The organism is Bifidobacterium pseudolongum subsp. globosum (assembly GCF_000741295.1).
In the GTDB taxonomy this organism is placed as follows: domain Bacteria; phylum Actinomycetota; class Actinomycetes; order Actinomycetales; family Bifidobacteriaceae; genus Bifidobacterium; species Bifidobacterium globosum.
Genome location: NZ_JGZG01000005.1, coordinates 49479 through 74605, shown reverse-complemented (window position 1 = coordinate 74605; position 25127 = coordinate 49479). Strand labels below are relative to the sequence as shown.

At 60.6% G+C, this 25127-nt stretch carries 25 protein-coding genes; 7 read left to right on the top strand and 18 right to left on the bottom strand.

Translation table 11 applies throughout. From position 1 onward, the window contains the following. Nucleotides 1–8 precede the first annotated feature (8 nt). Complete coding sequence (locus BPSG_RS02500) at nt 9–3089, bottom strand: DUF3427 domain-containing protein (RefSeq protein WP_236822985.1); 3081 nt, start codon at nt 3087–3089, stop codon at nt 9–11. An 87-nt stretch (nt 3090–3176) separates the two neighbouring features. Continuing rightward, on the bottom strand, nt 3177–3590 hold the full coding sequence (locus BPSG_RS02495) for a (deoxy)nucleoside triphosphate pyrophosphohydrolase (protein ID WP_026643443.1): 414 nt from the start codon (nt 3588–3590) through the stop codon (nt 3177–3179). A 105-nt stretch (nt 3591–3695) separates the two neighbouring features. Between BPSG_RS02495 and BPSG_RS02490 the strand changes: the two genes are divergently transcribed. Beyond that, nucleotides 3696–4115, top strand: coding sequence for a hypothetical protein (locus BPSG_RS02490; RefSeq protein WP_236822935.1), 420 nt, complete (start codon nt 3696–3698; stop codon nt 4113–4115). 335 nt (nt 4116–4450) lie between these two features. Next, complete coding sequence (locus BPSG_RS02485) at nt 4451–4984, top strand: ClbS/DfsB family four-helix bundle protein (protein ID WP_026643446.1); 534 nt, start codon at nt 4451–4453, stop codon at nt 4982–4984. Nucleotides 4985–4987: 3 nt separating this feature from the next. Here the strand turns inward: BPSG_RS02485 and BPSG_RS02480 are convergent, their stop codons facing one another. Continuing rightward, nucleotides 4988–5305 carry a hypothetical protein gene (locus BPSG_RS02480; protein ID WP_026643447.1) on the bottom strand — a complete coding sequence of 106 codons (318 nt, stop codon included), beginning with the start codon at nt 5303–5305 and terminating at the stop codon, nt 4988–4990. A gap of 210 nt (nt 5306–5515) precedes the next feature. Here BPSG_RS02480 and BPSG_RS02475 point away from each other — a divergent pair, with 210 nt between their 5' ends. After that, nucleotides 5516–6085, top strand: coding sequence for a manganese efflux pump MntP (locus BPSG_RS02475; protein ID WP_026643448.1), 570 nt, complete (start codon nt 5516–5518; stop codon nt 6083–6085). A gap of 395 nt (nt 6086–6480) precedes the next feature. On the opposite strand, the gene BPSG_RS02470 is transcribed toward BPSG_RS02475, so the two are convergent. Genes BPSG_RS02470 through BPSG_RS08900 form a run of 3 tightly spaced genes read right to left on the bottom strand, consistent with a single transcriptional unit; the run spans nt 6481 to nt 7836 of the window. Beyond that, nucleotides 6481–7209 (bottom strand): DNA alkylation repair protein, encoded by a 729-nt coding sequence (locus BPSG_RS02470; protein ID WP_051591973.1) that lies wholly within the window; start codon nt 7207–7209, stop codon nt 6481–6483. A 28-nt stretch (nt 7210–7237) separates the two neighbouring features. Continuing rightward, a complete protein-coding gene (locus tag BPSG_RS02465; RefSeq protein ID WP_026643450.1) occupies nt 7238–7666 on the bottom strand; it encodes a GNAT family N-acetyltransferase in 429 nt (142 codons plus the stop codon). A gap of 47 nt (nt 7667–7713) precedes the next feature. Next, on the bottom strand, nt 7714–7836 hold the full coding sequence (locus BPSG_RS08900) for a hypothetical protein (protein WP_022858543.1): 123 nt from the start codon (nt 7834–7836) through the stop codon (nt 7714–7716). Between the two features lie 230 nt (nt 7837–8066). Between BPSG_RS08900 and BPSG_RS02460 the strand changes: the two genes are divergently transcribed. Continuing rightward, nucleotides 8067–8627, top strand: a complete 561-nt coding sequence (locus BPSG_RS02460; RefSeq protein WP_026643451.1) for a GNAT family N-acetyltransferase — start codon at nt 8067–8069, stop codon at nt 8625–8627. 428 nt (nt 8628–9055) lie between these two features. Here the strand turns inward: BPSG_RS02460 and smpB are convergent, their stop codons facing one another. The 6 genes from smpB to BPSG_RS08895 all read right to left on the bottom strand — a co-directional run bounded on the left by smpB (nt 9056) and on the right by BPSG_RS08895 (nt 14739). Next, nucleotides 9056–9550 carry an SsrA-binding protein SmpB gene (gene smpB / locus BPSG_RS02455; RefSeq protein ID WP_051591974.1) on the bottom strand — a complete coding sequence of 165 codons (495 nt, stop codon included), beginning with the start codon at nt 9548–9550 and terminating at the stop codon, nt 9056–9058. Between the two features lie 32 nt (nt 9551–9582). Then, entirely contained in the window at nt 9583–11004 is a 1422-nt protein-coding gene (locus BPSG_RS02450) for a CHAP domain-containing protein (protein WP_026643454.1), read from the bottom strand. 146 nt (nt 11005–11150) lie between these two features. After that, nucleotides 11151–12074: a permease-like cell division protein FtsX gene (gene ftsX / locus BPSG_RS02445; RefSeq protein ID WP_026643455.1), complete on the bottom strand. Its 924-nt coding sequence runs from the start codon at nt 12072–12074 to the stop codon at nt 11151–11153. Beyond that, on the bottom strand, nt 12071–13288 hold the full coding sequence (gene ftsE / locus BPSG_RS02440) for a cell division ATP-binding protein FtsE (protein ID WP_026643456.1): 1218 nt from the start codon (nt 13286–13288) through the stop codon (nt 12071–12073). Before ftsE ends, ftsX begins: the two co-directional genes overlap by 4 nt. A 43-nt stretch (nt 13289–13331) precedes the next feature. Beyond that, nucleotides 13332–14462 carry a peptide chain release factor 2 gene (gene prfB / locus BPSG_RS02435; RefSeq protein WP_022858537.1) on the bottom strand — a complete coding sequence of 377 codons (1131 nt, stop codon included), beginning with the start codon at nt 14460–14462 and terminating at the stop codon, nt 13332–13334. A gap of 142 nt (nt 14463–14604) precedes the next feature. Continuing rightward, a complete protein-coding gene (locus BPSG_RS08895) occupies nt 14605–14739 on the bottom strand; it encodes a hypothetical protein (RefSeq protein ID WP_022858536.1) in 135 nt (44 codons plus the stop codon). Between the two features lie 157 nt (nt 14740–14896). Here BPSG_RS08895 and dapD point away from each other — a divergent pair, with 157 nt between their 5' ends. Both dapD and rlmH read left to right on the top strand, forming a co-directional pair. Beyond that, nucleotides 14897–15886, top strand: a complete 990-nt coding sequence (gene dapD / locus BPSG_RS02430) for a 2,3,4,5-tetrahydropyridine-2,6-dicarboxylate N-succinyltransferase (RefSeq protein WP_026643457.1) — start codon at nt 14897–14899, stop codon at nt 15884–15886. 112 nt (nt 15887–15998) lie between these two features. Next, entirely contained in the window at nt 15999–16478 is a 480-nt protein-coding gene (rlmH, locus tag BPSG_RS02425; RefSeq protein ID WP_026643458.1) for a 23S rRNA (pseudouridine(1915)-N(3))-methyltransferase RlmH, read from the top strand. Between the two features lie 9 nt (nt 16479–16487). Here rlmH and BPSG_RS02420 read toward each other — a convergent pair whose 3' ends face one another. The 3 genes from BPSG_RS02420 to BPSG_RS02410 form a co-directional block, all read right to left on the bottom strand. After that, nucleotides 16488–17786 (bottom strand): citrate synthase, encoded by a 1299-nt coding sequence (locus tag BPSG_RS02420; RefSeq protein WP_026643460.1) that lies wholly within the window; start codon nt 17784–17786, stop codon nt 16488–16490. Nucleotides 17787–18024: 238 nt separating this feature from the next. Then, entirely contained in the window at nt 18025–18831 is an 807-nt protein-coding gene (map, locus tag BPSG_RS02415) for a type I methionyl aminopeptidase (protein ID WP_026643461.1), read from the bottom strand. Nucleotides 18832–18992: 161 nt separating this feature from the next. Next, on the bottom strand, nt 18993–19616 hold the full coding sequence (locus BPSG_RS02410; RefSeq protein WP_026643462.1) for an HdeD family acid-resistance protein: 624 nt from the start codon (nt 19614–19616) through the stop codon (nt 18993–18995). A 296-nt stretch (nt 19617–19912) separates the two neighbouring features. Here BPSG_RS02410 and BPSG_RS02405 point away from each other — a divergent pair, with 296 nt between their 5' ends. Beyond that, on the top strand, nt 19913–22012 hold the full coding sequence (locus BPSG_RS02405) for a M13 family metallopeptidase (RefSeq protein WP_033502127.1): 2100 nt from the start codon (nt 19913–19915) through the stop codon (nt 22010–22012). A 15-nt stretch (nt 22013–22027) separates the two neighbouring features. On the opposite strand, the gene BPSG_RS08275 is transcribed toward BPSG_RS02405, so the two are convergent. The 3 genes from BPSG_RS08275 to BPSG_RS02390 form a co-directional block, all read right to left on the bottom strand. Next, nucleotides 22028–22627 (bottom strand): single-stranded DNA-binding protein, encoded by a 600-nt coding sequence (locus BPSG_RS08275; protein ID WP_051591975.1) that lies wholly within the window; start codon nt 22625–22627, stop codon nt 22028–22030. 195 nt (nt 22628–22822) lie between these two features. After that, a complete protein-coding gene (locus BPSG_RS02395) occupies nt 22823–24628 on the bottom strand; it encodes a proline--tRNA ligase (RefSeq protein WP_026643464.1) in 1806 nt (601 codons plus the stop codon). Nucleotides 24629–24668: 40 nt separating this feature from the next. Continuing rightward, the gene (locus BPSG_RS02390) at nt 24669–25094 is read right to left on the bottom strand and encodes an OpgC domain-containing protein (RefSeq protein WP_026643465.1); all 426 of its coding nucleotides are present in this window, start codon (nt 25092–25094) and stop codon (nt 24669–24671) included. Nucleotides 25095–25127 lie beyond the last annotated feature (33 nt).

The window sequence follows — 25127 nt, the reverse complement described above, 5'->3', positions numbered from 1 at the left end:
CCCATGATTCACGCATCGACTTGACCAGTGAGATGCTGGTACAGCTCCGTGCTCAGCGGTTTTGTGAGACGCAGATCCATCTCCACGAGCCTGACCGTTTCGCCACTGTTGTCGCGTGCCGTCTCACGCATGTTCGCACATGAGCCGACGCGGCCAACGTAGTAGTACATCTTGAGTTTTTCAGCGTCAGCCTTGCGCATGACGAACAATGGGATGAAATGCGTCGCACCCCAATCCACATCTCCCTGCCCTTGTGACATCCATTCGATCTCACGTGATTTGAAACTGCGTTTGTCCTTGCTGAACCAATGCATCTCCTGAGGATTGAGGAAGCGGTCGGCATACTGGCTGTTCGCGTATTTGACGAACACGGGCATGCTGCCGCCCTCTTTGGGGAGCAGATAGCCGCCGACGCTGCTGCCGTTGATTTGCTTGGGCCATGCAAGCAGGCGTTCCACTTCGAACATCTTGTATCGGTGTTCATAGACGAATCCTCGGTCATCCTGCAGCGAATGCCCAGTTTTAGCGGATTCCTCGAGAAGATCCGCAAACCGTTTCAACCCCGTGCGTACATTGTCCACGAAGAAGCGGCGGAACGTGTCATTGTTCACGAGCCTCGCAGCAAACTCAGGAGCGAGGCTGATCCCTCCAGCACTACGCTCGATAACCGCACATTCCCCATAGGACTTCTTGGCAGCCGTGTCGAAGAATGACCAATCCAATACCCTGAGCGCCGATTCAAGCTGGGCGTCCGTATGGTACGAGGCTGGGAATCGGGTTGCAACCGCTTCCTTCAGACGTAACACTGATATCGGCGAATAGACGCCCTTATTACATGATGTGAGCAATTCATCGAGAACCACCAATTCCTGCGGGCGGATGGCAACCAAAAGAATCTCAGTGGCCATTTTGAGCCATTGTTCGCCCTGTGCGTCAACAGGCAACAACGTATGCGCGAACCCACTGCCCTGCTCCTCATCGGACAACACAGTCTCCGCCTCGCGTGCAAAGTCGAAGTAGCTGCTGTTTTTCTGCGCCATCGTCATCACCATCGACGGATCATGCCGGTATACATCTGTCAACATCGGAATGCGACCAAGCTCATTGCGCATCACGGAATACTGTTCGCGAAGCATCTTCTTATCCGACCACGACGCTGTATCCAATGATTTCAATACCTGCTTGCGTGAGATCTCATCGAAACTGATTGAGGACAACCCCACAGCTTCGCGTTGCAAATTCTTACGGACGATATCGCTGTCGCCTGCATTTCCATACAAGGCAACAGGAATGAGATAGTTATTCGCATAGTTGCCTATGAAATCGATGACCGTAACACATGTCTTGTGCGGGAACTTGCGCAGACCTCGGCCCAACTGCTGCGTGAACACGATGCTGGATTCGGTGTTGCGCAACATCACAATCTGGTTGATTGCAGGGATATCAATACCTTCATTGAATTTATCGACAGTGAAGATGTAGTCGAGTTCGCCCGCTTCAAGCCGGTTCACTGCGTTCTCTACATCTTTCGGCGAGGTTTTGCCGCTGATGGCAACTGTTCGATACGGGCGTTCAGCCTGTTGATTGGTTTCCTGATTGAACAGATGGGACAACTGCTCTGCCTCGTCAATCCTGGAGCAGAACACCAGCCCAGTCACTTGTTGGCCGTAAGAGCCATATTGCTCGAGCTTACGGATGATGTATCGCACGCGACTCGGTTCAGTCAATTCTTCAAGAGAGTATTGAATCTGTTGTTTGTCGCTCTTCGATATGCCTTTGTTTGAATCGACACGCGAACCATTCTCTCCTAGGAATTCGTGCACGCCATAGTAATGGAAGGGACACAGCATATTCTCGTCAAGCGCTTTTTGCAGGCGGATTTCATACGCGATGTTGTGGTCGAACAATGCAAAGATGTCGAAACTATCCGTTCGTTCTGGAGTTGCTGTCATACCAAGCATGAAGCGGGCTTCTGAGAAATAATCAATGACCGAACGATAGTTGTTCGCACCAGAATGATGAGCCTCATCGATAAGCACGTAATCGAAGTCGTCGGGCTCGTACCATTCCTCCATATGACGGCGAAGTGTGTCTACCGATGCGAACACATACTTGGCATCGTGTTGTTTACTGCTGCCAGTGAGCAAGCCGAGTTCGGCCTCATCACAGCCGAGCACCCGCTGGTATGATTCGCGTGCGGCCTTGAGGATCGTGTCACGGTTGGCTACATACAGCATGCGTTTGGGGTGGAACTCGCGTACGTCGAATGCAGAAAGGTAGGTTTTGCCCGTACCAGTTGCGGAGATGACGATGGCACGACGCTGTCCCTCGTCACGCAACTGTCGAATGCTTGCTAATGCGTCGCGCTGCATTGCATTTGGTTCGATTTTCGCCGCACGTGCCTGCTGGAGGATTTGCGTGCGCGGAGGTGCGTAGTTCTTGAACTCCTCCTCGTACTGCGCTAACCATTCATCAGTCAACGGGACCGATTGCCTGACTTGATCCGCCAATTCCTCTTTGACCTGCTGAATCAGCTGCGCCTCACTGGTCGAAGACACACGAAGATTCCATTCACGCTGATTCTGCAACGCAAAGGACGTGAGGTTCGAACTGCCAACGTACAGATTGTAATAAGCTCTTCCCTCTTCCATGCGTCTGGTGAAGAGATACCCTTTGGGATGAAATGGTTGATCTTGAGCAATCGTCCCCCCTGATTCCCCACTGTCGCCGTGTTCCCAAATCAGAACCTCCACATTGGCGTCGCGTTGGAGTTTCATCAGTTCCTTGAATGCCTTGGGACTGTTGAAATAGTTTTTGGTGGAGGTAATGATCCGGTTACGTTTCCCGCTTTTCTTCGCATGATCAACGAATGCCTGATACATCGATTTCAATGCGTTTTCACTGACGAATGCTACCGAAATGTCAAAAGATTCGCTGCCCTTCAATTCCTCACGGATGGCATCCCCCATCGTGCTTCCGGGCTGATTGGAAATCAGCTTGGGCACAAACCGTTCCTCAGCAGTGTCATTTTGCCTTATCAACCCGCTCATCACACCATCGATGATGCTCTCATCGACGGTCTTCTGCATGTCGCGCGGTTCGGCAATCACCTCAGACGCCCAACTATTCATAATCCTCTCCGCATATGAACTCTGATTGTATGGTTTGTTGATCGGTCAGATCGTCATTTTCGAAATGTGTTCGACAGCATCGTGATCCACTGGCGCCCAGTTCAATTGCGGCATATCCGCAGGCTCTACCCAAACCATGCGTGCATGTTCCGTCAGCTTGGGAGAACCTTCAATGAGATGGCATAGGAATGTGGTGAGCTCCACGCGTCCGAAATTGTAAAGGTAATCGCTTGTGCACACTTCCACATCAACATTGATTTCACAGAGCAGTTCCTCTTCGATTTCGCGCCGAAGGGCCTGCTGTGGAGTCTCTCCTGCTTCGATCTTGCCGCCGGGAAACTCCCAATATCCTGCCAGCGTCTTTCCTGTCCCCCGTTGCGCGCACAGCACTTTGCTATCCTTGACAATCGCAGCGCCGACGACACGGATCAGTTTTGGTTCTTCAGGTCCACCGGTCATAGTTCCCCTTATTCGCAGGCAATAGCTGGATCCAGGATACAACGCACATCCTCGCCGACACGATCTGCGCCGCAGATGCCAGGCTCCTCCCTTACGATGTGGGGCATGGCATCGTTCACACGCGCGCAAGGACCTCATCTACCCGCTGATTACATGCAATCAATCGAGCAAATCGACCCGCGGCTCATCGCGCGCACACTCGACGAAGGCGCGTCCACCGACCGCATTGACCTGCTCGACGTGCTCTACTCGCTCATGGAGCAGGCGCTCTACCCGGGCAAAACGGAACTCAATGACGACGAGCACACAGAGGTGGCGTGGGCACTCGAAGACGGCGCATATTCAGTCACGCGCATACGGCATGACTCACCGCTCTATCGCGCGCTGTTCCAGCGATTCGACGGGAATGGTCGGGCGCTGACGGATGCGCTTGCGCCGGCGATCATCGACGAGCTCTCCAGCGACCTGTATGCGCTTGCATCGTCGGAAGCGCTCACGCAACGCCTCACGGAGATATTGGAGTGACCTCCCTAGTCATTCCATGGCTTCTGGCCGCCGGCGCGCAGCGCATGCACACCGATTCCATGCATAGCCATTCAGTTATACAGAATTTCAGTCTATTATTCCCCTCTATGTCCAGACAATATCAGAGGACTCGCAAGATTAGTTTGACCTCGCCAATCAGGCACATATACTTCAATGACCACAGGGGCACACCGACCCGTGCCCGCAAACAGCATTGAATAGGAGAGTCCGAGATGATCGATCGCCACTTCAACAGACCACGGTAGGGGAATGTCCATTGCCGCCTGCCAAGGCACAAGCTCATAGCCATGCAACACCATACGGGAAGGAGCATCATGCCATCGTATGAATCGGGTACAGAGCTCATAGACGCAATCATCAGGCAAGGCAACAAATTCATCAGCGAATTCGGGGACATCCCTGATCAGTATTGGGACACACTGCAGCCCGACGTGGACGACCGCACCCCGCGCCAGATGCTCGCCTACCAACTGGGATGGATGAATCTGCTGCTTGAATGGGAACACGCTGAAGAGCAGGGACATGTGGCGGCCATGCCCGCTGAAGGATACGCATGGAACCAGTTGGGCAAACTGTATGAGAGCTTCTACGTAACTTGGCAGGATGTCGCTCCGCAACAGATGATCGACACCTTCCACGAACAGGTCAACCATATCTGCTGGATGGTCACCTCGTTCTCACAGCAGGAGCTCTTCGAGGCGGGACAACGTCAATGGGCGTCCTCGACCCAGTCATCATGGCCGGTATGGAAATGGATCCACATCAATACAGTAGCTCCGTTCACGACCTTCCGCACGAAGATTCGGCATTGGAAGCGCGCGATGGAGCAGTGGGACGATCTGATATGAGCCTCAACATGTCGTGTTGCCGCTGTTCGTCGGGTGGTTGTTCGAGCCATTGCCGATGACGATCCACTGGAACATCGAGAATCCATGGCTGTCGATGACCATCGCTTTCGCCGTGTTGCCACCCGCCTGCGACGGCTGGTTCGCGATGTTCAGCACGGTCTTGCGGTTGCCGAGCATCAGCAGCAGAAGCACGCCGAAGCACACGATGAGCAGCGTCTTATGCTGCTCCGCCCATGCCCTGACCGGGCAGGCCTTGCGCTTGTCTTCAACATCCTCGTGTTGTGCAGGCAGCATCGTCTGGGTCTCCATGCTCTGCGTCATCAGGGCTCCTCATCTCTCTTCGGCGGAATGGACGGCTCCGCCCCTCACACTCTAACGGGAAACGCCTCTGTTTTCACGGGACATCTTGGTGCATGGAACCACTCTGCTCACAACCTGCCGATACGCGGCGAGCGCACATTGCCACCCAACACCGTGAAGTCACTAGGCTGACGTGTGTAAGCGATACCAGCTTGGAGGCGACCGTGGAATTTGAAATACCTGCTCATCGGCGTCAGTGTCTCGCTCGACGAACTCGCCGTGGGCACCATCAAAGGCGTGCAGGTCAAACACATGCGGCGTGTGGACCCGTGGATCACAGACCTCTATTTCGCCGTGTTCCAAGGTGTTATGCTCATCATCGGATTCTATGGCGCAAGCCTGTTTTCCAAGGGATCGAGCGCCGTCACCGAATGGATCGCCGACGGGTTGCTCATGCTCATCGGCGCCAACATGGTGCGCGAGGCATTCAGCAAGAGCGGTGACGACGCCAAGCAGCAGGACCTGCTGGCAAAAATGGATGTTAAATCCATGTCGGTTCTTTCGCTGACGATGAGCCTGGATGCACTCGCGGTGGGCGTCTCGCTCGCCCTTGGCCATAGGCTGGATATCTGGTGGGCTTCGCTTTCCGCGGCGCTCGTGTCGTTGGCCATCACCGTTCCGGCAATGTTCGTTGGGCATAAGCTCGGTCACAAGGTCGGTGCCAAGGGCGGCGCGTTTGGTGGCGCAATCCTGATTCTGCTCGGCCTCTACGAACTGCTGCAGTACTACAAGGTGTTCTGACCGTTCTTGTTAAGTGTGCCCCACTCTTTCAATACCAATTGAGCAAAACACTAATAAGTACGTGACTTCGAACGTCATCAAAATAGGGTCGCTGGTTGAACTTGGAGGGAACGTATGTTCAGAACGGCACCTGATTCTGAACATAAACGACCTCGATGTTCAGCCACGCTGGTGTTTACCGGTCTCGTGATGGGTTTGTGGTGCCTTCTTGTCAATGCGTTTTCTAGGTGGACAACTGTATCTGCGCTGGGGAGGAGCAATTTCTTGGGCAGGGGCAAGTATCACGCCTGTAGATCGGTGTGTTTTCACGGCTTATACCGGGACGCTGCCAAGAAAATGCTCCTCCCCAGCGCAGATGCATGGTGGCACCGCCTTGAATGTGCCCTTTTCCGCCATTACACACGCAACGAACGCAGCAGCGCCTTGTGCTCCGGGGTCACCCGGTACGATTCGCAAGCCTTTTGGATGGTCTTGTTGTGGGTCCACGGATCAAAGATGCGCTTCTGCAGCACCGGCAACGCACTCTCCCACTGCTTGGCGAGTGCCGTCGCGAAATACCAAGCCCGGGCCATGTTCACGTAATACTCGTTGGAAGCTATACCGCCGACGAGGCGCAGATGCGCTGCATCGAAACGGGAGTCAAGGAAATCGGTCATCAACTCGACCACGGCATACCGCACGGTGTAGGTGGCGGACGCTTGCATCCAGCGTTCCAGCTGGTTGAGTAGTATCTGTGCATCCACATCTGCACTCGCACGACGCAATGCGCGGATGCGGATGGTGTCGGTCACCGCCCAGTTGTCCGTATACGGCAGGAATCGCGTCAGCTCGTCAATCGCCTCCTCCACCGAACCACACACGTCGCCAAGCAGGATCGCATGGAGCATGTTCTCTTCGAAGTACTTGTGGGGAAGGTCCGCGAAAAACCGTTCCACCACGGCCCTATCGCCGCCACGCAGGTCTTTCGCGACTGCGCGCAGCGCGGGAACGCGAATGCCGATCATCGTGCTTGGGTCGACGTTCGGGATGAGTTTCGTGTTGAAGGCCTTGTACGCCGGGTCGGCAAGCACCTCCAAACAGGCGCGGATGAAGGCGGGGCTCACTGTGTTAGATACACAATCCATGAAAGAAGCGCATTCCGCGGCACGCGCATTACGCGCGCACCATCTTGAACATGCCGGGGCCGTCCCATTCGTTGGGACGCGCCTCAAAACCATGCCGCTCGTAGAATCCGACGGCGCCTTGCGAGGAGATGAGCTCAAGGCTGACCGCCCAGCCGGGTGCGATTGACTGCTGCACATGGCATTCCAGTTCGACAAGCAGTGCGTGGCCCACGCCTTGCGACTGGGCGGACGGCACTACGGCGAAATCCTTGATGTAGAACGACATGCCACCGTCGCCAATCAGCCGGACCATGCCCACAGGCTCATCGTTGAGCATTGCGGTGAACGTGGCGGCTGTATTGGCGAGCGCGGTACGCACCTGGTCAATGCCGGGAGCGTCCCAGCCAACCGAGCGGTACAACCGCAGGAACAGCTCCGGCGTCAAGGTGTCGCGCTGAATGGTTGGGGTGTTCGGCATGGTGCCCCGCTTTCGGTGGCTGTGGTTGGTTGTGGTTCGAGTGTAGCTCACTTCGCCTGGCGCTCGGCCAGTTCGGTCATGATGGAGACGGTGGCCGCCGAATTCATCGACGTGGCCGGAATGCCGGTGGTGGTGTGGTCGAATCCGAAGATCATGTTGAGGAAGCCCATTGTTCTGTCCTTTCATTCGTGCGCTTAGTGCGCTCCCGTATTGCTTGATGATTACAAGATACGGGTTTGGAAAGGCGTGGCATATCGGGCTGGGGAATGAATCTGCACCCTGCGCGAGGCCATCCTCAACCTTGAGGATGATACGCAGGGATGAGAGTCAGATGGTGACGGCACGACCTGTCGGTACGATTGGGAAAACCGACCATAGAACACCATGCGAAGAGGCAATCATGACCACATTGCAGACCGAACGACTCGTGTTGCGACCTTGGAGGGAATCAGACGCCGAAGCACTGTACGAGTACGCGAAGAATCCGAACATCGGGCCGGCAGCGGGATGGCCGCCGCACAAAGACGTCGAAGACAGCCTTGGTGTGATCCGCAATGTGTTCAACGGGCCGGAGGATTACGCCATAGTGCTCGTCAGCGACCCGGACACCGCCATTGGCGCGATTGCGCTAAAACTTGCGGGCGGCTCAACGCTCTTCCCCGAAGACGACACGACACAGGCGGAACTCGGGTTCTGGATTGGCGAACCGTTCTGGGGCCACGGGTACATCCCCGAAGCGGCGCGCGAACTGCTGCGCCATGCGTTTGAAGATCTGGGTTTCTCTGCGGTTTGGTGCGCCTACTACGAAGGCAACACCAAATCGGCGCGCGTACAGCAGAAGCTCGGCTTCGAGCCGGTGAGCGTCACGCCGAATGTGCCGGTGCCGCTGCTGCATGAGGTGCGCACAGGCCACGAGAACAGGATGACACGCGCACAGTGGGAGCAGCTCAACGCCAAGTAGGCGCATATAGGAACCAAAAGCCTTCTGTCGGTGGCGTCCGGGTGGCGTGTGCCAGCAGAGGATTCGGCCATGGCCGCCGCGAGGGATCATGGATGACCGCCATGGCCAACTGTCTGAAATATCAGACACGGCCCGTGATTTCGGACAGTTGCAGACGATTGTCATGTTTGACGGCCCTGAAGATGACTTTCGTCATGGGCGGGCCGAGGTTCATCATCCAACAGCGGGTATGGGTTCCACGTGGGCTCGCGGTGCAGATGCCCGTCCGCATCCGCAACAGGCAGACACGACTACTGGCGCAAAGGCAACCTGGAACCTCAATCAATACCCTGGGTTCCTATGCGCCCAGGTAAGCGCCTGCCCCGCACTCCCCCTATGCAACGACCCCGCCACAATCAGCGGGGTCGTTGCATAGGCAGACGGTCGGCTCAACCGCGCGCGTGCATGTTCTTGTAACGCATGACGCGCTGGGCTTCGCGCTTGTCCTGTTCCTCGCGCAATGCCTGACGCTTGTCGAATTCCTTCTTGCCGCGGGCGAGCGCGATCTGCGCCTTGACGCGCCCGTCCTTGAAATACAGGCTCAGCGGCACGATGGTATAGCCCTTCGCCTGCGTCTGGCGCGCGAGTTTTTCGATCTGATGGGAGTGCAGCAGCAGCTTGCGCTTACGCTTGGGCGCGTGGTTATTCCACGTACCGTTGAGGTATTCGGGAATATTGGCGCCTTCGAGCCAGATCTCGCCGCGCTTGTCGATCGCGATGAACGATTCGGCGAGCGAGGCGCGGCCTTCGCGCAACGATTTGACCTCAGTGCCGGTCAAGACCAGACCCGCCTCATAGGTGTCTTCGATGGCATAGTCGTGCCGCGCGCGCTTGTTCTGCGCGATCAGTTGGATGCTGTCGTCCTGTTTGTTCTGCTTCGCCACTGTCTACTCCTCACACAATCGTGCACCGAGCCTCAGTGCACGTACCAGAACCTCCCGGGGTTATACAGTGTACGGTACGTGATGGTATAGAGACCGGCCACATTCGATTCGGAAATCGTAATGGAATTGCTGCCCACGCTCTCCACAACGGCCACATGGCCCCACGGCGAGGACGCGCCCTCCTGACCGGGCAGGAACGAAAGCGCGGCACCCACCTGCGGCGTGTGGTCCGTACGCAGGCCGTAAGCCGGCGCATTGCGCCACCAATCACCACCATTGCCCAAGTACGACGGCGTGCCGATACCCATCTGCTTACGGCGCTCGTACGCCCACCATGTGCACTGGCCGGCGGCGTATGCATTGCCGTAGTCGCCGTTCGACGTGCCCTGACCGCCCGACGATCCGCCGGAAGGCGTGACAGGGCGTGAAGGCTGCAATGGCGCGGATGGCTGCGCCGGTTGCGACGGTGTCACCGGCTGCGCGGGCTGCGATGGTGTAGACGGCTGCGCCGGCGTCGTCGTTCCGGCCGGGCGCGTGGTACCTTGCGGGGTCACCTGCTGCACCTGCTGGGCGGCGGCCTCCTGCTCGGCGACCCACTGTTCGTTGAGCGAATCAAGCTGGGATTGCAGGATCACCTGCTGGGCGGCTTCCTGTGCCGCGGCATCGGAAAGCTCGCTCTTGCGTCCTTCCAGCGCCGTGCGCTGGCTTTCGCCGTCGGCGCGCAGCTTGTTGAGCGCGTCGCGCTCCTGCTGTGCGGACTCGGCGGCGCTCTGGGCGGCCGCGGCCTTGGTGTCGGCGTCGGCTTTGAGCTTGGTGATCTTCTGTTCGATCGCCTTGAGACGCTCACCACGGTTCATCGAGGTGCTCAGGTCATCGGCGGCGTCGGATGCGGCATTCGCCTCGTTGCGCGACAGCGCGTCACGCGACTGCATCGACTGGATGAATTCCTTCGTATCGGTCGCCCCGGTCATCACGCTCATCACATCGGACGTATCGGAACCGTGCATCGATTCACGCGCCATCTGCGCCACCGCGGCATGGGCGTCGTCGTAGTCCTCGCCGGTCTGCTTGATCTTCGCCTCGAGGTCCGACTTGTCTTTCTGTGCGGCCTTGAGACGCTCAGCGGCGTCATCCGCCTCGCTCTTGGCGGCCGCGGCTGCGGCGTTGGCCTGCGACACCTTCTGCTGTGCGGCCGGGATCTTGTTGTTCGTCAGGTCGTCGAGCTGCACAATCGTGTCAGCCAAGTCGCTGCTCACACCTGCAAGCTGGGAACGTAGTTCGCTTTCTCGCTGGGCGCTCGCCTGCTGCGAGTTCTGCGCGTTGATAAGGTCGCTGTATGTGTCCGCGTGTGCGACCTGCACCGGCATGAGCGGTGCCACGGCAAGCGACGCCGCGCACGCGATGCTCAAGAGAGCAGAGGTGATCACAGAGGATTTCTTGGTACCGTGAAGCATCCATACCCTTTCGTTTGCGATAGTCAACACCCTAACACCCATCCGCGCGCAACACCCGGGTTCGTGCCAGCCGTGCCGAGGCTTTTACACAATCTCCAAAATACGCGGCGCGCCAGCTTGCTGTACAGCATGACGCGCCGTGCACGTTACGCCTTGAGATAACGGCGCAGAGCGACCGACGAGGCGATCACCGACAGCAGCACGGCGCCCACGATCAGCACCGGTGTGATCATCCAGACCGTGGTCTGGTTGATGTACGGAATCCATGTGACCGATTTGGCGAGCCAATCGGTGATGAACACCTTGACGAGCACGCCGAGCGACACGCACGAGAGAATCGAGCCGGCGAGCGCGGCCACCACGCCTTCCAGCACGAACGGCAGACGGATCGTCCAGTTCGACGCACCCACCAGGCGCATGATCTCGGTCTCTTCACTGCGTGAGGCCGCCGACATGCGGATGGTGGTGCTGGTGAGCAGAATCGCCACAATGACCATCACACCAGCCAGCATGGCCGTGGCCGCGGTGGCACGGTTGAGCACAGCGAACACCGGTTCGAAGATCTGGCGTTGGTCCACGACTTCTTCCACGCCGTCACGCCCCGACAGCACTTCGGAGACCACCTTGTATTTCTCGGGGTTCTTAAGCCGCAACCACAGCGAATCCTGCATGTCGGCCGCGGTGAGCGTGCGTCCTTGGTATTCGCCGTTCGGGTACTGCTTGGTGAACGATTGCTTGTAGAAGTCCTCCCGGCTCAGGAAGCGCGTTTCAGAGACGTCGTCGCCGAGTTCGTCCTGGATCACCTTCTGCAGGTCGTTGATCTGCTGCGTGGTCGCGGCCTTGCCCGTGGCGCAGTTGGCAGATTGGCTCGTGCCATCGGGGCACAGCCACACCACCACTTCCACTTTGTCGTACCAATCGCCCTTCGCCTTGGTGATTTGCGCCTGCGTGAGCAGCGATGCGCCGATGAACAGGAACGAGATGAACGTGACGAGCATGACCGAAAGCAGCATCGGCACATTGCGCCGCAGGCTCGTCCATGTTTCGGTGAGTATGAACCGGAATCTCATTGCTGCGTCTCCTGAGGGTCAGGCGTGGGGTTGGTTTTCGGTGGTTGGGGCGGGGCCAGTGGGGCTGCATGGGCGCCCCTATGCTTCGGCTGCGGAGGGGTCGGCGGCGCCGGCGGCGTGGCTGGAGCGGACTCGGAAGCCGCTGAAACTGCGGACTTCTCGGACGGCTCGGCGACCTCTGGCGCCTTTCCTTCCGCCTCCTTCTGGTCGGCTTCTTGCTGGGCCAGTTCCTCCAGCGTGAGGCCACTGCCCCATGTAAGTGTCTCTTCGACCGGAGTGAACGCCTCGCCGTAGCGGCCGGTCTTGCCGGTGTGCATGTTCTTGGCGAGCCGTTCGATGCCGGCGTCGCTCACATCGCTGGCCAACAGCTGGTTCACGGTGTCCACAACCGACTGCGCGTTGGCGAGCCGTTCCTTGCGGTCCTTGGCCTCGCTGAGCACGGTGATGGACTCGGCGGGGGCGATATGCGCTTCGGCGCGCGCCTGCTGCGCATTGGCCTCCACCTGCGAGTCCGGGAAGTATTCGGCGGAATCATACACACCCTGCGCCTGGTCGCGCACGATGTCGCCGTTGTGCAATTCCACCACGCGCTTGCGCATCGAGTTGACGATCTCCTCGTTGTGCGTGGCCATCACGATGGTGGTGCCGGTGCGGTTGATCGCGTCGAGCACCTCCATGATGCCCAACGAGGTCGTCGGGTCCAGATTGCCGGTCGGCTCGTCGGCCAGCAGGATCTGCGGATGGTTCACGTAGGCGCGCGCGATCGTGACGCGCTGCTGCTCGCCGCCCGAAAGCTCCTGCGGCTTGTTGTGCTCCTTGCCGGTGAGCCCCACGGTCTTGAGGACCTTCGGTACAAGCGACTTGATGGCGGAACGCGGCGTGCCGATCACCTCGAGCGCGAATGCCACGTTCTCCCACACGGTTTTGTTGGGCAGCAGCTTGTAGTCCTGGAAGATCATGCCGATCGAGCGCCGGTACTGCGGCACCTGCCGGTTGGGCAGGCGCCGCAGGTCGTAGCCGGCCACGCGGATCTCACCCGCGGTCGCCTCCTCCTCGCGCAGCAGCAGGCGCAGCAACGACGTTTTGCCCGAGCCGGACGCACCCACGAGGAACACGAAATCGCCGCGGTCAATGTGCAGGTCTATGTCTTTGAGCGCAGGCCGTGTGGAATTGGGGTAGATCTTGTCTACGTGGTCTAACGAAATCAACGCCATGGCATCTCCATTCGCGGGTGGTCCGAGGCTCCTGAGGCCAATGTTACTCGTCGGCTTCCTCGGCGGCCTCGCGGCGCTGTTCGTGGCGCCAACGGATGCCTTCCTGGATGAACTCGTCAATGTCGCCATCGAACACGGCCTGGGTCTGCGAGGTCTCATAGCCGGTACGCAGGTCCTTGACCATCTGGTACGGATGCAGCACGTACGAGCGCATCTGGTCTCCCCAGCTGGCCTTGATGTCGCCGGCGAGCTCCTTCTTCTTCTTCGCTTCCTCCTCATGGCGCAGCACCAGCAGGCGCGACTGCAGCACGGCCATCGCGGCGGCGCGGTTCTGGATCTGCGAACGCTCATCCTGCATCGTCACCACAATGCCCGTGGGGATGTGCGTGATGCGCACCGCGGAATACGTGGTGTTCACGCCCTGGCCACCAGGGCCAGACGCGCAGTAGGTATCCACGCGGATTTCGCTTTCCGGCACGTCGATATGGTCGGTCGCTTCCACGAGCGGCACCACTTCCACCGCGGCGAAGCTCGTCTGGCGGCGGCCCTGGTTGTCGAACGGCGAGATGCGCACCAGGCGGTGCGTGCCGCCCTCCACCGAAAGCCGGCCGTACGCGTACGGCGCGTCCACCTGGAACGTGGCGGATTTGATGCCCGCCTCCTCGGCATAAGACGTGTCCATCACCTTGGCCTTGTAGCCGTTGCGCTCGGCCCAACGCAGGTACATGCGCAGCAGCATCTGCGCGAAGTCCGCGGCATCCACACCGCCGGCGCCCGAGCGGATCGTCACCACGGCGGAACGCTCGTCGTACTCGCCGTCCATGAGCGTCTGGATCTCCATGTCGTCGAGGTCCTTCTGAATGCCCTCGACCTCGTTCTGCGCCTCGCTCAGCGTGTCGGCGTCGTTTTCCTCCTGGCCGAGCTCCACAAGCGTCTCCACGTCCTCGATGCGCTGCTGCGCGCTCGCGAGCCGCTTGAGCTGCGACTGCACGGCGGAGAGCTTGGACGTGATCTTTTGCGCGTTCTCCGGGTCGTCCCACAGGCCGGGGGCGCTCGCCTCCACCTCCAGGTCCTGTTCCTGCTGCTTCATACGGTCGATGTCGAGCGCGAGCGCGATGGATTCATACTTCGCGCGCGCGTCGGCGATGGCCTGGGTGTAATCGAATTCTGCCATGATGTTCTCGCTTCTATGATGATTCGTTCGTGTTGTTCAGCTGTGGTGATGGGCCTTACGGCCTGTCTCACGGCCCCGATAGGGCACGGATCGACGGTGAATGTGGCGACTGGCGCGCGGGGCGTCACAGTGGCCCGCGTGGTCAAAGACCGGCGAATACGAACGGCGCGGCGAAGCTCAGCATCAGTGCGACGGCAACCACAATGGCCACGATGCGCGTGGCATCATGGCTGTGCCCCTCACGGTGCTGGTCTTGAAAGTTCTTATTGGCGCTCACAGCTCACTGAGTATACTGCATCCGCTACCCGAGCCAACGGTTCTATGCTCGCGGCGGTAAGACGGCTCGGTATGGTTGCGCCGGCCGCGTTGTATCGTGGGGCCTTGGAAGTGCGCGGAGTGGCCGCGGCACTGCACATAAGCATGAAGGAGACACTATGGCCGAACAGCGCAAGGCGTGGGGCTGGGGTCTGGCGAGCATCGACGCCGCCGGCAACACACTGGATGTATGGTATCCGAAAGCGCAGCTGGGCGCGGCGCCCGCCGAAGCCGACCGCCCGAACCACGGGTTCGGCGCGCTCGTGCACGAAGGACCGGACCTGCGCGGGGTGCGCCGCCTGCCGGTGTTCACCGAATCCAATCTGGATGAGCCGATTGAGAGCACGGCCGACGCCTACCTGCGCCTGCACCTGATGAGCATGCGCCTGGCCAAGCCCAACACCCTCAACCTCGACGGCATCTTCGCCAAGCTCAACAACGTGGTGTGGACCAACTACGGCCCGTTCGCCGTGGAGGACTTCACGCAGCGCCGCCTCGATGTGATGGCCGCGGGCGCGGAATCCGGCATGCCGGGCATGCGCGCCGAGGTGAACGTGCTCGCGATCGACAAGTTCCCGCGCATGCTCGACTATGTGGTGCCCAGCGGCGTGCGCATCGGCGATGGCGACCGCGTGCGTCTGGGCGCCTACCTGAGCGAAGGCACCACCGTGATGCACGCCGGCTTTGTGAACTTCAACGCCGGCACACTGGGCACGTGCATGATCGAAGGCCGTGTGTCGCAAGGCGTGGTCGTCGGAGACGGCTCCGACGTCGGTGGCGGCGCCTCGATCATGGGCACCCTTTCGGGCGGCGGCAAGCTGCGCAACTCGATCGGCGAGCATTCGCTGCTGGGCGCCAACGCGGGCATCGGCATCTCCCTTGGCGACAACTGCGTGGTAGAAGCCGGCCTCTATGTGACCGCGGGCACCAAGATCGAGGTGTTCGACAGGGAGAAGGCCGCGGCCGGCGTGGACCTCGACGTGGTCAAGGGCGCCGACCTGAGCGGCAAGAACAACATCCTGTTCATCCGCAATTCGCTCACGGGCGCGATCCAGGCCCGCCCGCGCAAGAGCGGCATCGAACTCAACGACGCGTTGCACAAGAACTAATACGATACAGGCACGCTGCTAAGCGAGATAGGTTTTGCGAAAGGTTGCAATTCCGCCATTATGCAAAACCTATCTCGCTTAGCAGAGTGCCCTTTCCGTGGGAGGCGCCCCTATGAACATCGACATCGTCTGCGTGGGCAAGATCAAGGAACGCTATCTCAAAGACGCGATCGCCGAATACAGCAAACGGCTGTCCCGCTTCACCAAAATCAGCGTCATCGAAGTGGCCGACGAAAAGACACCCGACCATGCCTCGGACGCGGTGAACGAACAGATCAAGGCGAAAGAAGGCGACCGCATCCTCAAACACCTGCGCGACAACGCTTACGTGGTCGCGCTCGCCATCGAAGGCAAGCAACTGACAAGCGAACAGCTCGCGGCGCACATCGCGCAATGGGGACTGCACGGCGTGAGCCATGTGCAATTCGTGATCGGCGGCTCACTTGGCCTCGACCCGCGCGTGCTCACACGTGCCAACATGCTGTTGAGCTTCTCGAAGATGACGTTCCCCCACCAGCTCATGCGCGTGATCCTGCTCGAGCAGGTCTACCGCGGTTTCAAGATCAACGCGCACGAGCCATACCATAAATAAACAGGAGCGCTACGATTCACGCTCGTCCATTGGCACATAATCCCGCAGTACCTCGCCCGTGTACACCTGGCGCGGGCGGCCGATCTTCGTCATCGGGTCGGCGAGCATCTCGCGGTACTGGGCGATCCAGCCGGGGATGCGCCCCAAGGCGAACAGTGGCGTGAACATCGAAGGGCCGAAACCAATCGCGCGGTAGATCAGGCCGGTGTAGAAGTCAACGTTCGGGTACAGGTGACGCGAGATGAAATAGTCGTCGTGCAGCGCGATGTCCTCAAGCTCCAGCGCCACATCGAACAGCTCCTCGTCCCCCGGCAGCAGTTTGAGCGTGTCCGTCTGCTCCATGATCTTGCCCAGATAATGCTTCGCGATTGCCGCGCGCGGATCATAGGACTTGTAGACACGGTGCCCCAGCCCGGAGATGCGGTCGCCGTTGAGCTTCGCGCGGTCGACGAATTCGCGCACATTCATGCCGGAATCACGGATCGCCATGAGCTGGCGCAGGGCCGCTTCGTTCGCACCGCCGTGCAGCGGCCCGGACAGCGCGTTGATGCCGGCGGCCACGGCAGAATACAGGTTCGCGTGCGCGGAGCCGGCGATACGCACGACAGAGGTAGAACAGTTCTGCTCATGGTCGGCGTGGATGATGAGCAGACGGCCGAGCGCGTGCACGTACAGCGGGTCGGATTCGAACTGCTCGTACGGCACGGCGAAGCACATGCGGATGAAATCATCGACATAGCCGCGCGCGTAATCCGGGTAAAGCATCGGCTCGTCGCGCCGGCGGCGCAGGATGTAGCTGACGACCGTGCGCGCCTTCGCCATGATGATCGTGGCCGCCTCGTCCAGCTGGTCCGGATCGGTGATGTCGGTCGTGTCGGGGTTGAAGGTGGCGAGCGCATTGATCGCGGACGCCATGACGCTCATCGGCTGTGCTTCGCGCGGGAACGACCCCATGAAGGTGCGGAAATCCTCACCGACCATCGTATGGTGGTTGATGTCGTCGACGAACCTCTCGTACTGCGCGGCCGTGGGCAGTTCGCCGTTGCGCAGCAGCCACGAGACCTCAAGGAAGTCGGAACGTTCGCACAGCTGTTCGATCGGATAGCCGCGGTACCGCAGGATCGAATGCTCGCCGTCGATGTAGGTGATCTTCGACTCGCACTGCGCGGTCGTCAGGAATCCTGGATCGAGCGACACCCAATTGTCGTTGCGCAGCGACGACATGACGATGCCGTCAGGCCCCGCGCTCGCCTGCACGACCGGCAATTCGAACTGATTGGATTCCACATGCAACTGCGCTACGCCCATGCCGCCTCCTGTATGTTGGTGATTCCTTCAGACCGGTCCCTCGGTGGGACCGGGTATGGTCCGCACGCCGTCCGGCTCCGGACATTGCCGACCACTATAGGGTATTCGCGTTTCGAGGCGCTCCCGCGTCTCAAAAGCGCGTGCAGCACCAGCCCTCCGCCATCGCGGGAATATGGGCGCCACGACCATGCGGCCGGTCCGCACGGATGTGCGGACCGGCCGCATGGTTTGGATGGGATCAGCCCCGGAACTCAGCCGAGATCGGATCGCCTTCGCGTTGCGTGAGCACAATCGGACCGCTTTCGGTGATCGCGATCGTATGCTCGCTGTGGGCGCCGCGGGAGCCGTCCTCGCTGCGCAGCGTCCAGCCGTCCTTCGGGTCCTGGTAGATCTCGTCGGTCGTCTTGAGGAACCACGGTTCGATGGCGATCACGAGGCCCGGGCGCAGCTTGTAGCCGTGGTGCGCGCGGCCGTCGTTCGGCACGTGTGGGTCGCCGTGCATGATGCGGCCCACGCCGTGGCCGCCGAATTCAAGGTTGATCGGGTACCCATAGGCGCGCGCCACGTCGCCGATGGCATGCGAGATGTCACCGAGGCGGTTGCCGGGTTGTGCTGCGGCGATGCCGGCAGCGAGCGCCTCCTGGGTGCTCTTGATCAGGCGCAGGTCCTCGGGGTCCTTGTCTTTGCCGACGACGAAGCTCACGGCGGAGTCGGCGACCCAGCCGTCCACGTTGATCGCGAGGTCGAGGCTCACCAGATCGCCGTCTTTGAGGTTGTAGTCGTACGGCACGCCATGCAGCACGGCGTCGTTCACCGACGTGCAGATGTAGTGCGCGAAGGGACCGGTGCCGAAGTCCGGCGCGTAATCCACATAGCAGGATTCGGCGCCCGGGCGGTCCACGATGCGCTGGTGCACGAATTCGTCGATCTCCAGCAGGTTGGTGCCCACTGTGGTGAACTCCTGCAGGTCGTGCAGGATCCCGCCGACGAATCGCCCTGCCGGCTTCATCTCCTCGATTTCGGTGTTGGTCTTCAGTTCGATCATGGAATATGCCACCTTTGTACGTATGACTTGTGTATGCCTGTGTGCAAAACCGCTTTCAGCCTATCCCCCGCGCCTTACAACCGCTGGCCAGGCCTCGGGTATGCGAAGGCCCGTCGGCGGTATGCCGGCGGGCCTGTGAAGTGAAGCGGGCCAAGCCGCAATCAGTTGGCGCGGGCCTTCGGGGCCTTGCCGAAGGTGAATGCGCGGATGATCGCGAAGATGCCCATGACGATCATGGCGCAGCCACCGAAGATGATGAGCCACACGGTGGATGCGATCGGCATGCACAGCAGCACAAAGCCGGCGAGGATCGAGATGATGCCATAGGCGATTGCCCAGCCGGAGCCCTGGACCTGCCAGGATTCCACGAGCGACATCACACCTTCCATGACCCAGCCGATGCCGACGATAAGGGTGAACATGACCGCGAGCATGGCCGTGGAGATGGTGACGTTCTTGAGCACGACGACGCCGCCCACCACGAGGATGATGCCGATGAGGATGCCGAGCACACGCCAGCCGCCCGGCAGGCCGACCTCAACGATCGAGCTCACGATACGCACGATGCCGGAGACCAGGAAGTAGATGCCGAGCACAATGCAGGCCACCTTGAGTGTGGCGCCCGGCCACACCAGCAGGCAGATGCCCAGCGCGAGCGCTGCGATGCCGATGATGGCGTAGGCGATGCGCACGGCGTTCTTGGCACCGGTGGGCAGCGCCTCCTGGACAAGCTTGAACGGGCTGTCCCACAAGCTGTTGTTTGGGTCTTGGTATGGAGCGGACATGATATGTTCCCTTCCTTCCTTTTCTGTTGTGCGCACAACGCCAGCCGCAACTGGGATGCACGCGTGGTGAGGATTCCCGGCTGTCCGCATGTTTCAGCGACCAGTCGAACCTTCTTCCAGTCTCGCTTATTTTTGGGACAGACTGCCCCTTTCCTGCATTTTTTACGGTCAGCGTATCCTCTTTGACAATTCCGCGGAGCTGTGCCCTCCCGCCCCTTGCGGAGCCGGTTTTGCCATGACCGCACATGCCTTGGGCATAACGGCGGTATGTCAGGAAAGCTCTATAGTGTGGAGCCATGATTAGCACAACCACTGAGCATGCCCTGCTCTCTTCGGGCATTGACCCCTCTTCCTTCTCTTCGGTGATCAGGCCGGCAGACGACCTGTTCCGCTACGTGAACGGCCCGTGGATCGACACCTACATCCTGCCCGACGACCGTTCGCGCTTCGGCTCGTTCGACCGCCTCGCCGAAAACGCCGAGCAGCAAATCCGCGACATCCTCGAAGCCAGCGGCGACGAAGCCGCCAAATCGAAGGCGCTGTATGCTTCGTTCCTCGATACCGATGCTGTGGAAAAGGCCGGCGTGGAGCCGATCCGAGACGATCTGAACGCGATCGACGCCGCCAAATCAAAAGAGGAGCTGACCGAGGCGCTCGGCGCGATGAGCCCGTACGGTGGCCCCGACCTGTTCGGGTTCGACGTCTTCGGCGACTTCAACAACCCCGACGTGAACATCATGCACATGAGCCAGGGCGGACTCGGTCTGCCCGACGAGGCGTATTACCGCGAGGACCATTACGCGCCGATCCGTGACGCCTATGTGCGCATGGTGGCGCGCCAGCTCACCAATGCCGGCTACGCGCACGCCGACGACGAGGCGCGCGAGCAGGCCCAGCGGCTGCTCGACGTGGAAACGGCAATCGCCGCGCACCACTGGGACAACGTGTCTACGCGCGACTCGCAGAAGACGAACAACCCCACCGAATTCGCCGAGCTCAAGGCGATGCTCGCCGACTTCGGCATCGAGGCGTGGGCGCAGGCCGTGCAGCACGCCTACGACGCGTCCGCCACGGCCGGCACCTATGCGGTGGATGTGCTCGGCGCGCTCGCGCATGTGAATGTGATGGAGCCGTCGTTCTTCACCGGTCTCAACGAGTTCTGGCGCGACGCCCAGCTCGACGACCTGAAGCTGTGGGCGCGTGTGCACACGATCGTGGGCCGCGCGAGCATGCTGAGCCGCGACTTCGATTCCGCGAATTTCGAGTTCTACGGCAAGACGCTTTCGGGCACCAAGGAGCAGCGCGTGCGTTGGAAGCGCGGCGTCTCGCTCGTCAACGGCATCTGCGGTGAGGACGTGGGCCGCATCTACGTGCGCAAGCACTTCCCCGAATCGTCGAAGACGCGCATGGAAGAGCTCGTGCACAATCTGATCGAGGCCTACCACGTCTCAATCCTCAACAGCGACTGGCTCGGCGACGAGACGAAGCGCAAGGCGCTCGATAAGCTCGACCACTTCGAGGCGAAGATCGGCTACACGAACCACTGGCGCGACTACACGGCGCTCGACGTGCATGCCGACTCCGGTCTCGTCGAGAACATGCGCGCCGCCGCCGCATACGAGTTCGGCTACCAGATGGCCAAGTGCGGCAAGCCGGTGGACAAGGACGAGTGGCTCATGAACCCGCAAACAGTGAACGCGTATTACGAGCCGACGCTCAACATCATCGTGTTCCCCGCAGCGATCCTGCAGCCGCCGTTCTTCAACCCTGAGGCTGAGGACGCTGTCAACTACGGCGGCATCGGCTCGGTGATCGGCCACGAGATCGGCCATGGCTTCGACGACCAAGGCGCGCAGTTCAACGGCGAAGGCAAGCTCGAGGACTGGTGGACCGCCGAAGACAAGCAGCGGTTCCAGGAGCTCACGAAGACGCTCATCGAACAGTACGACCAGTTCGTGCCGGTGCAGCTGCAGGAAAAGTATTCGGACTCCCCCGAGCAAGCTCCGCATGTGAACGGCGCGCTGACGATCGGTGAGAACATCGGCGATCTGAGCGGCGTCAACATCGCGCTCAAGGCCTACGCCTTCGCGTTGGACGAAGCGGCCGGACGCCCGATCGACGGATCGCCCGCCGGCATCGAGGCCGCGCTCGACGAGGCCCCGGTGCTCGACGGCTTCACCGGTCTGCAGCGCTTCTTCCTGGGCTATGCGGCCATCTGGCGCACCAAGAACCGCGACGAACTGGCGGAACAGTACCTGCAGATCGACCCGCACTCCCCGGCCGAGAACCGCACCAACGGCATCGCGCGCAATGTGGACCTGTTCTACAAGGCCTTCGGCGTGACGCCCGAAGACCGCATGTGGCTCAAGCCCGAAGAACGCGTACACATCTGGTAATCCAGCCTGAACGCCCTAGAACTGCGGCTTCTCATCGGTGAATTCCACCTGTTGCTGGGCCGACGCACCTCCTGCCGTGGATTGCGCAGGCGGTGCGGTTTCCGGGGCGCCCCCACCCTGGCTTGGCGGTATGGCGGCCGCACCGACCAATTCGACCGGTGCGGCCGCTTCTGTATCTGCGGGCGTCGGCGGCGTGGTCTGCGCCGCGGGCGCCTGCACGCGTTCGTCGTTGCCCTCACCTGTGGACTCCTTCGCCATCCTGCGGCAGATCGTGGTGACGTAATTGAGGTCGTGCCCCACATTGCTCGCTTCGAGGACGAGCCGCGAATGCATCTCGCCGTCCTCGCCCGCCCATTCCTCGGTGCCGAGCACACCACAGACAATCACCGGATTGCCTTTGCGGATGGAGCCCATGATGTTGAGCGCGAGCGAACGGAACGCTTTGACGGCAATCCATGTGGTGGGCAGCTGTTGCCATGTGCCGGTTTTGTCGAGATACCGGCGCGTGCACCCCATTCTGAAGACGCACGCCGGTTTGGCGGGGTCTTTGCCATAGAGCGTGGGGTCGTTGCCCACATTGCCGGTGATGGTGACGAGAGCCTGTTGCAGTGCCATGATGGATCCTTTCGTGCAGAACCATGCGTCCGTGCATGGTGCCTGCATCCACTGTCGCCCAGCGCCCAGGCCCGAGGCAAATCAAACGATCCCCTGTGGTCGGACGCCCCATGACAAAGGCGGGGTGTGGATGGAGTCAGCTCCATCCACACCCCGCCCACAATATGTTGGCTGGCTGCCCTAGCTATGACCCGGTTACTTGAGCATGGCCTCAAGGCGGTCGGCAATCACCTGCGCGGCGGATTCCGCTGGCACCGCCTGGTTGTTCTCGCCGTTGCGGTCACGCACTTCGATCGTGCCGTTGTTGACGGTGTCGCGGCCCGCGACGGCGATGATCGGCACGCCGATGAGCTCGGCGTCCTTGAACTTGACGCCCGGCGAGACCTTCTTGCGGTCGTCGAAGATGACCTCGATGCCGCGGCCCTCGAGTTCGGCCACGAGTGTTTCGGCGGCTTCGAACGCCTGCTCGTCCTTGCCGGTGGCCACGATGTGCACCTGGGCGGGTGCGATGTTCGCCGGCCATGCCAGGCCACGGTCGTCGTGGTGCGTCTCCGCGATGCACGCGAGCACACGGCTCACGCCGATGCCGTAGCAGCCCATCCACACCGGCACCGTCTTGCCGTTCTGGTCGAGCACCTTGAGGCCGAGCGCCTCGGAATACTTGAGGCCGAGCTGGAACACCTGCCCGATCTCCACACCGCGTTCGAAGCTGAGTGGCCCCGAACCGTCCGGGCTCATGTCGCCATCGCGCACCTCGACGGCCTCCACCACGCCGTCGGCTTCGAAATCACGGCCGTACACCAGGTCGTAGTAGTCCACGTCCACTTCGTCGGCGCCGGTGAACCATGCCGAACCACGGGCCACATGCGCGTCGATGAAGTAGCGCAGCGCATCGTCGCCGTCGTTCTGCGGGCCGAACGCCATCGGTCCGATGTAGCCCTGCACGAGTTCGGGGTGCGCCTTGAGGTCCTCTTCGGTCGCCTCCTCGAGTTCGGCCGGGGCGAACTGCGCCTCAAGCCGCTTCATGTCGATCGTGCGGTCACCCGGAATGCCCACAACGACCAGTTCACGCCACGGCTCGTCATGCTCGTCGTCCTCGGCGTGCTTCACCGCCACGACGACGTTCTTCAGAATGTCCGCAGCGGCCCAGTCACGGCCGTCCTCGCGCGGGTATTCGGCGTTCGCGAACGCCACCATCTCGTCGATCGTGCGCGCGTTCGGCGTGGCGCGCTTCGTCGCGGCGGGCGTCGCGGACGCATCGATCTCCTCCACTTCGGGCGTGTGCAGCGCCTCCACATTCCACGCCTTGCCGCTCGGCGCAAGTGCGAACGTGTCTTCGCCGATCGGCATCGGGGCGAGGAACTCCTCGGACGCCGAGCCGCCCATCGGGCCGCTCATGGCGAACACTGGCACATACTTCAGGTCGAGGCGCTGGAAGATGCGCTCGTACGCGCCGCGCTCGTCCATGTACGCCTGACGCATGCCCTCTTCGTCCACGGTGAACGAATAGGCGTCCTTCATGATGAACTCGCGGCCGCGGATGAGTCCGGCGCGCGGACGGAACTCGTCGCGGTACTTCGTCTGGATCTGGTACAGCGTGACGGGCAGGTCCTTGTACGACGAGTACATGTCTTTCACGAGCAGTGTGAACATCTCCTCGTGCGTGGGGGCGAGCAGATAGTCGGACTCGTGGCGGTCCTTCAAACGGAAGATGTTGTCGCCGTACTCCTCCCAACGGTGGGTCGCCTCATACGGCTCGCGCGGCAGCAGCGCGGGGAAATGCACCTCCTGCGCGCCGATGCCGTTGATCTCCTCGCGGATGATCTCCTCGATCTTGTTGAGCACGGACAGGCCGAGCGGCAGCCACGTCCAGATGCCGGGCGCGGCCTTGCGGATATAGCCGGCGCGCTGGAGCAGTTTTGCGGAATCGACATCTGCGTCTGCGGGGTCTTCGCGCAGCGTACGCAGGAACAACGTGGACATTCGAAGTGCAGTAGTCATACTGTCAAATTATGCGTATTCCCAGACATCTGCGGGCGGTTCACCTACCGTCGCCGGTACGGCTTTCCACATCCTCCTCGAGCATCTCGTCGTTCACCGTGTGCAGCGGGTAGACGAAGATCATGAGCATGCACACGCAGCCGATGAAATACAGCACATCGCACAATGCCACGGCGCCGAACGAGACGAAGTCGTTGGGGATGAGCAGGCCGATCACCATGACGACCATGCCCACGACCGGCAGCAGCTGCCACACCCACGGATTCGGCGCGTGTTCGCGCGTCTTGGCGCGCAACGAAAGCTGGTAGAACGGCACGATGAACATAAGACCGCCCACAATGGTGAGCAGATCCGACAGCTTGACCCAGTTCCACAGCGGCACCGGCGCCGAGTTGTACATGATGAACGCCACGAACAGCACGATCGCGCCAATCCCCGAAATGATGTATGCGTTCCTGTGCTTCATGGTGTCTCCTCTTCTGGCATTGGCGGGCGCGGG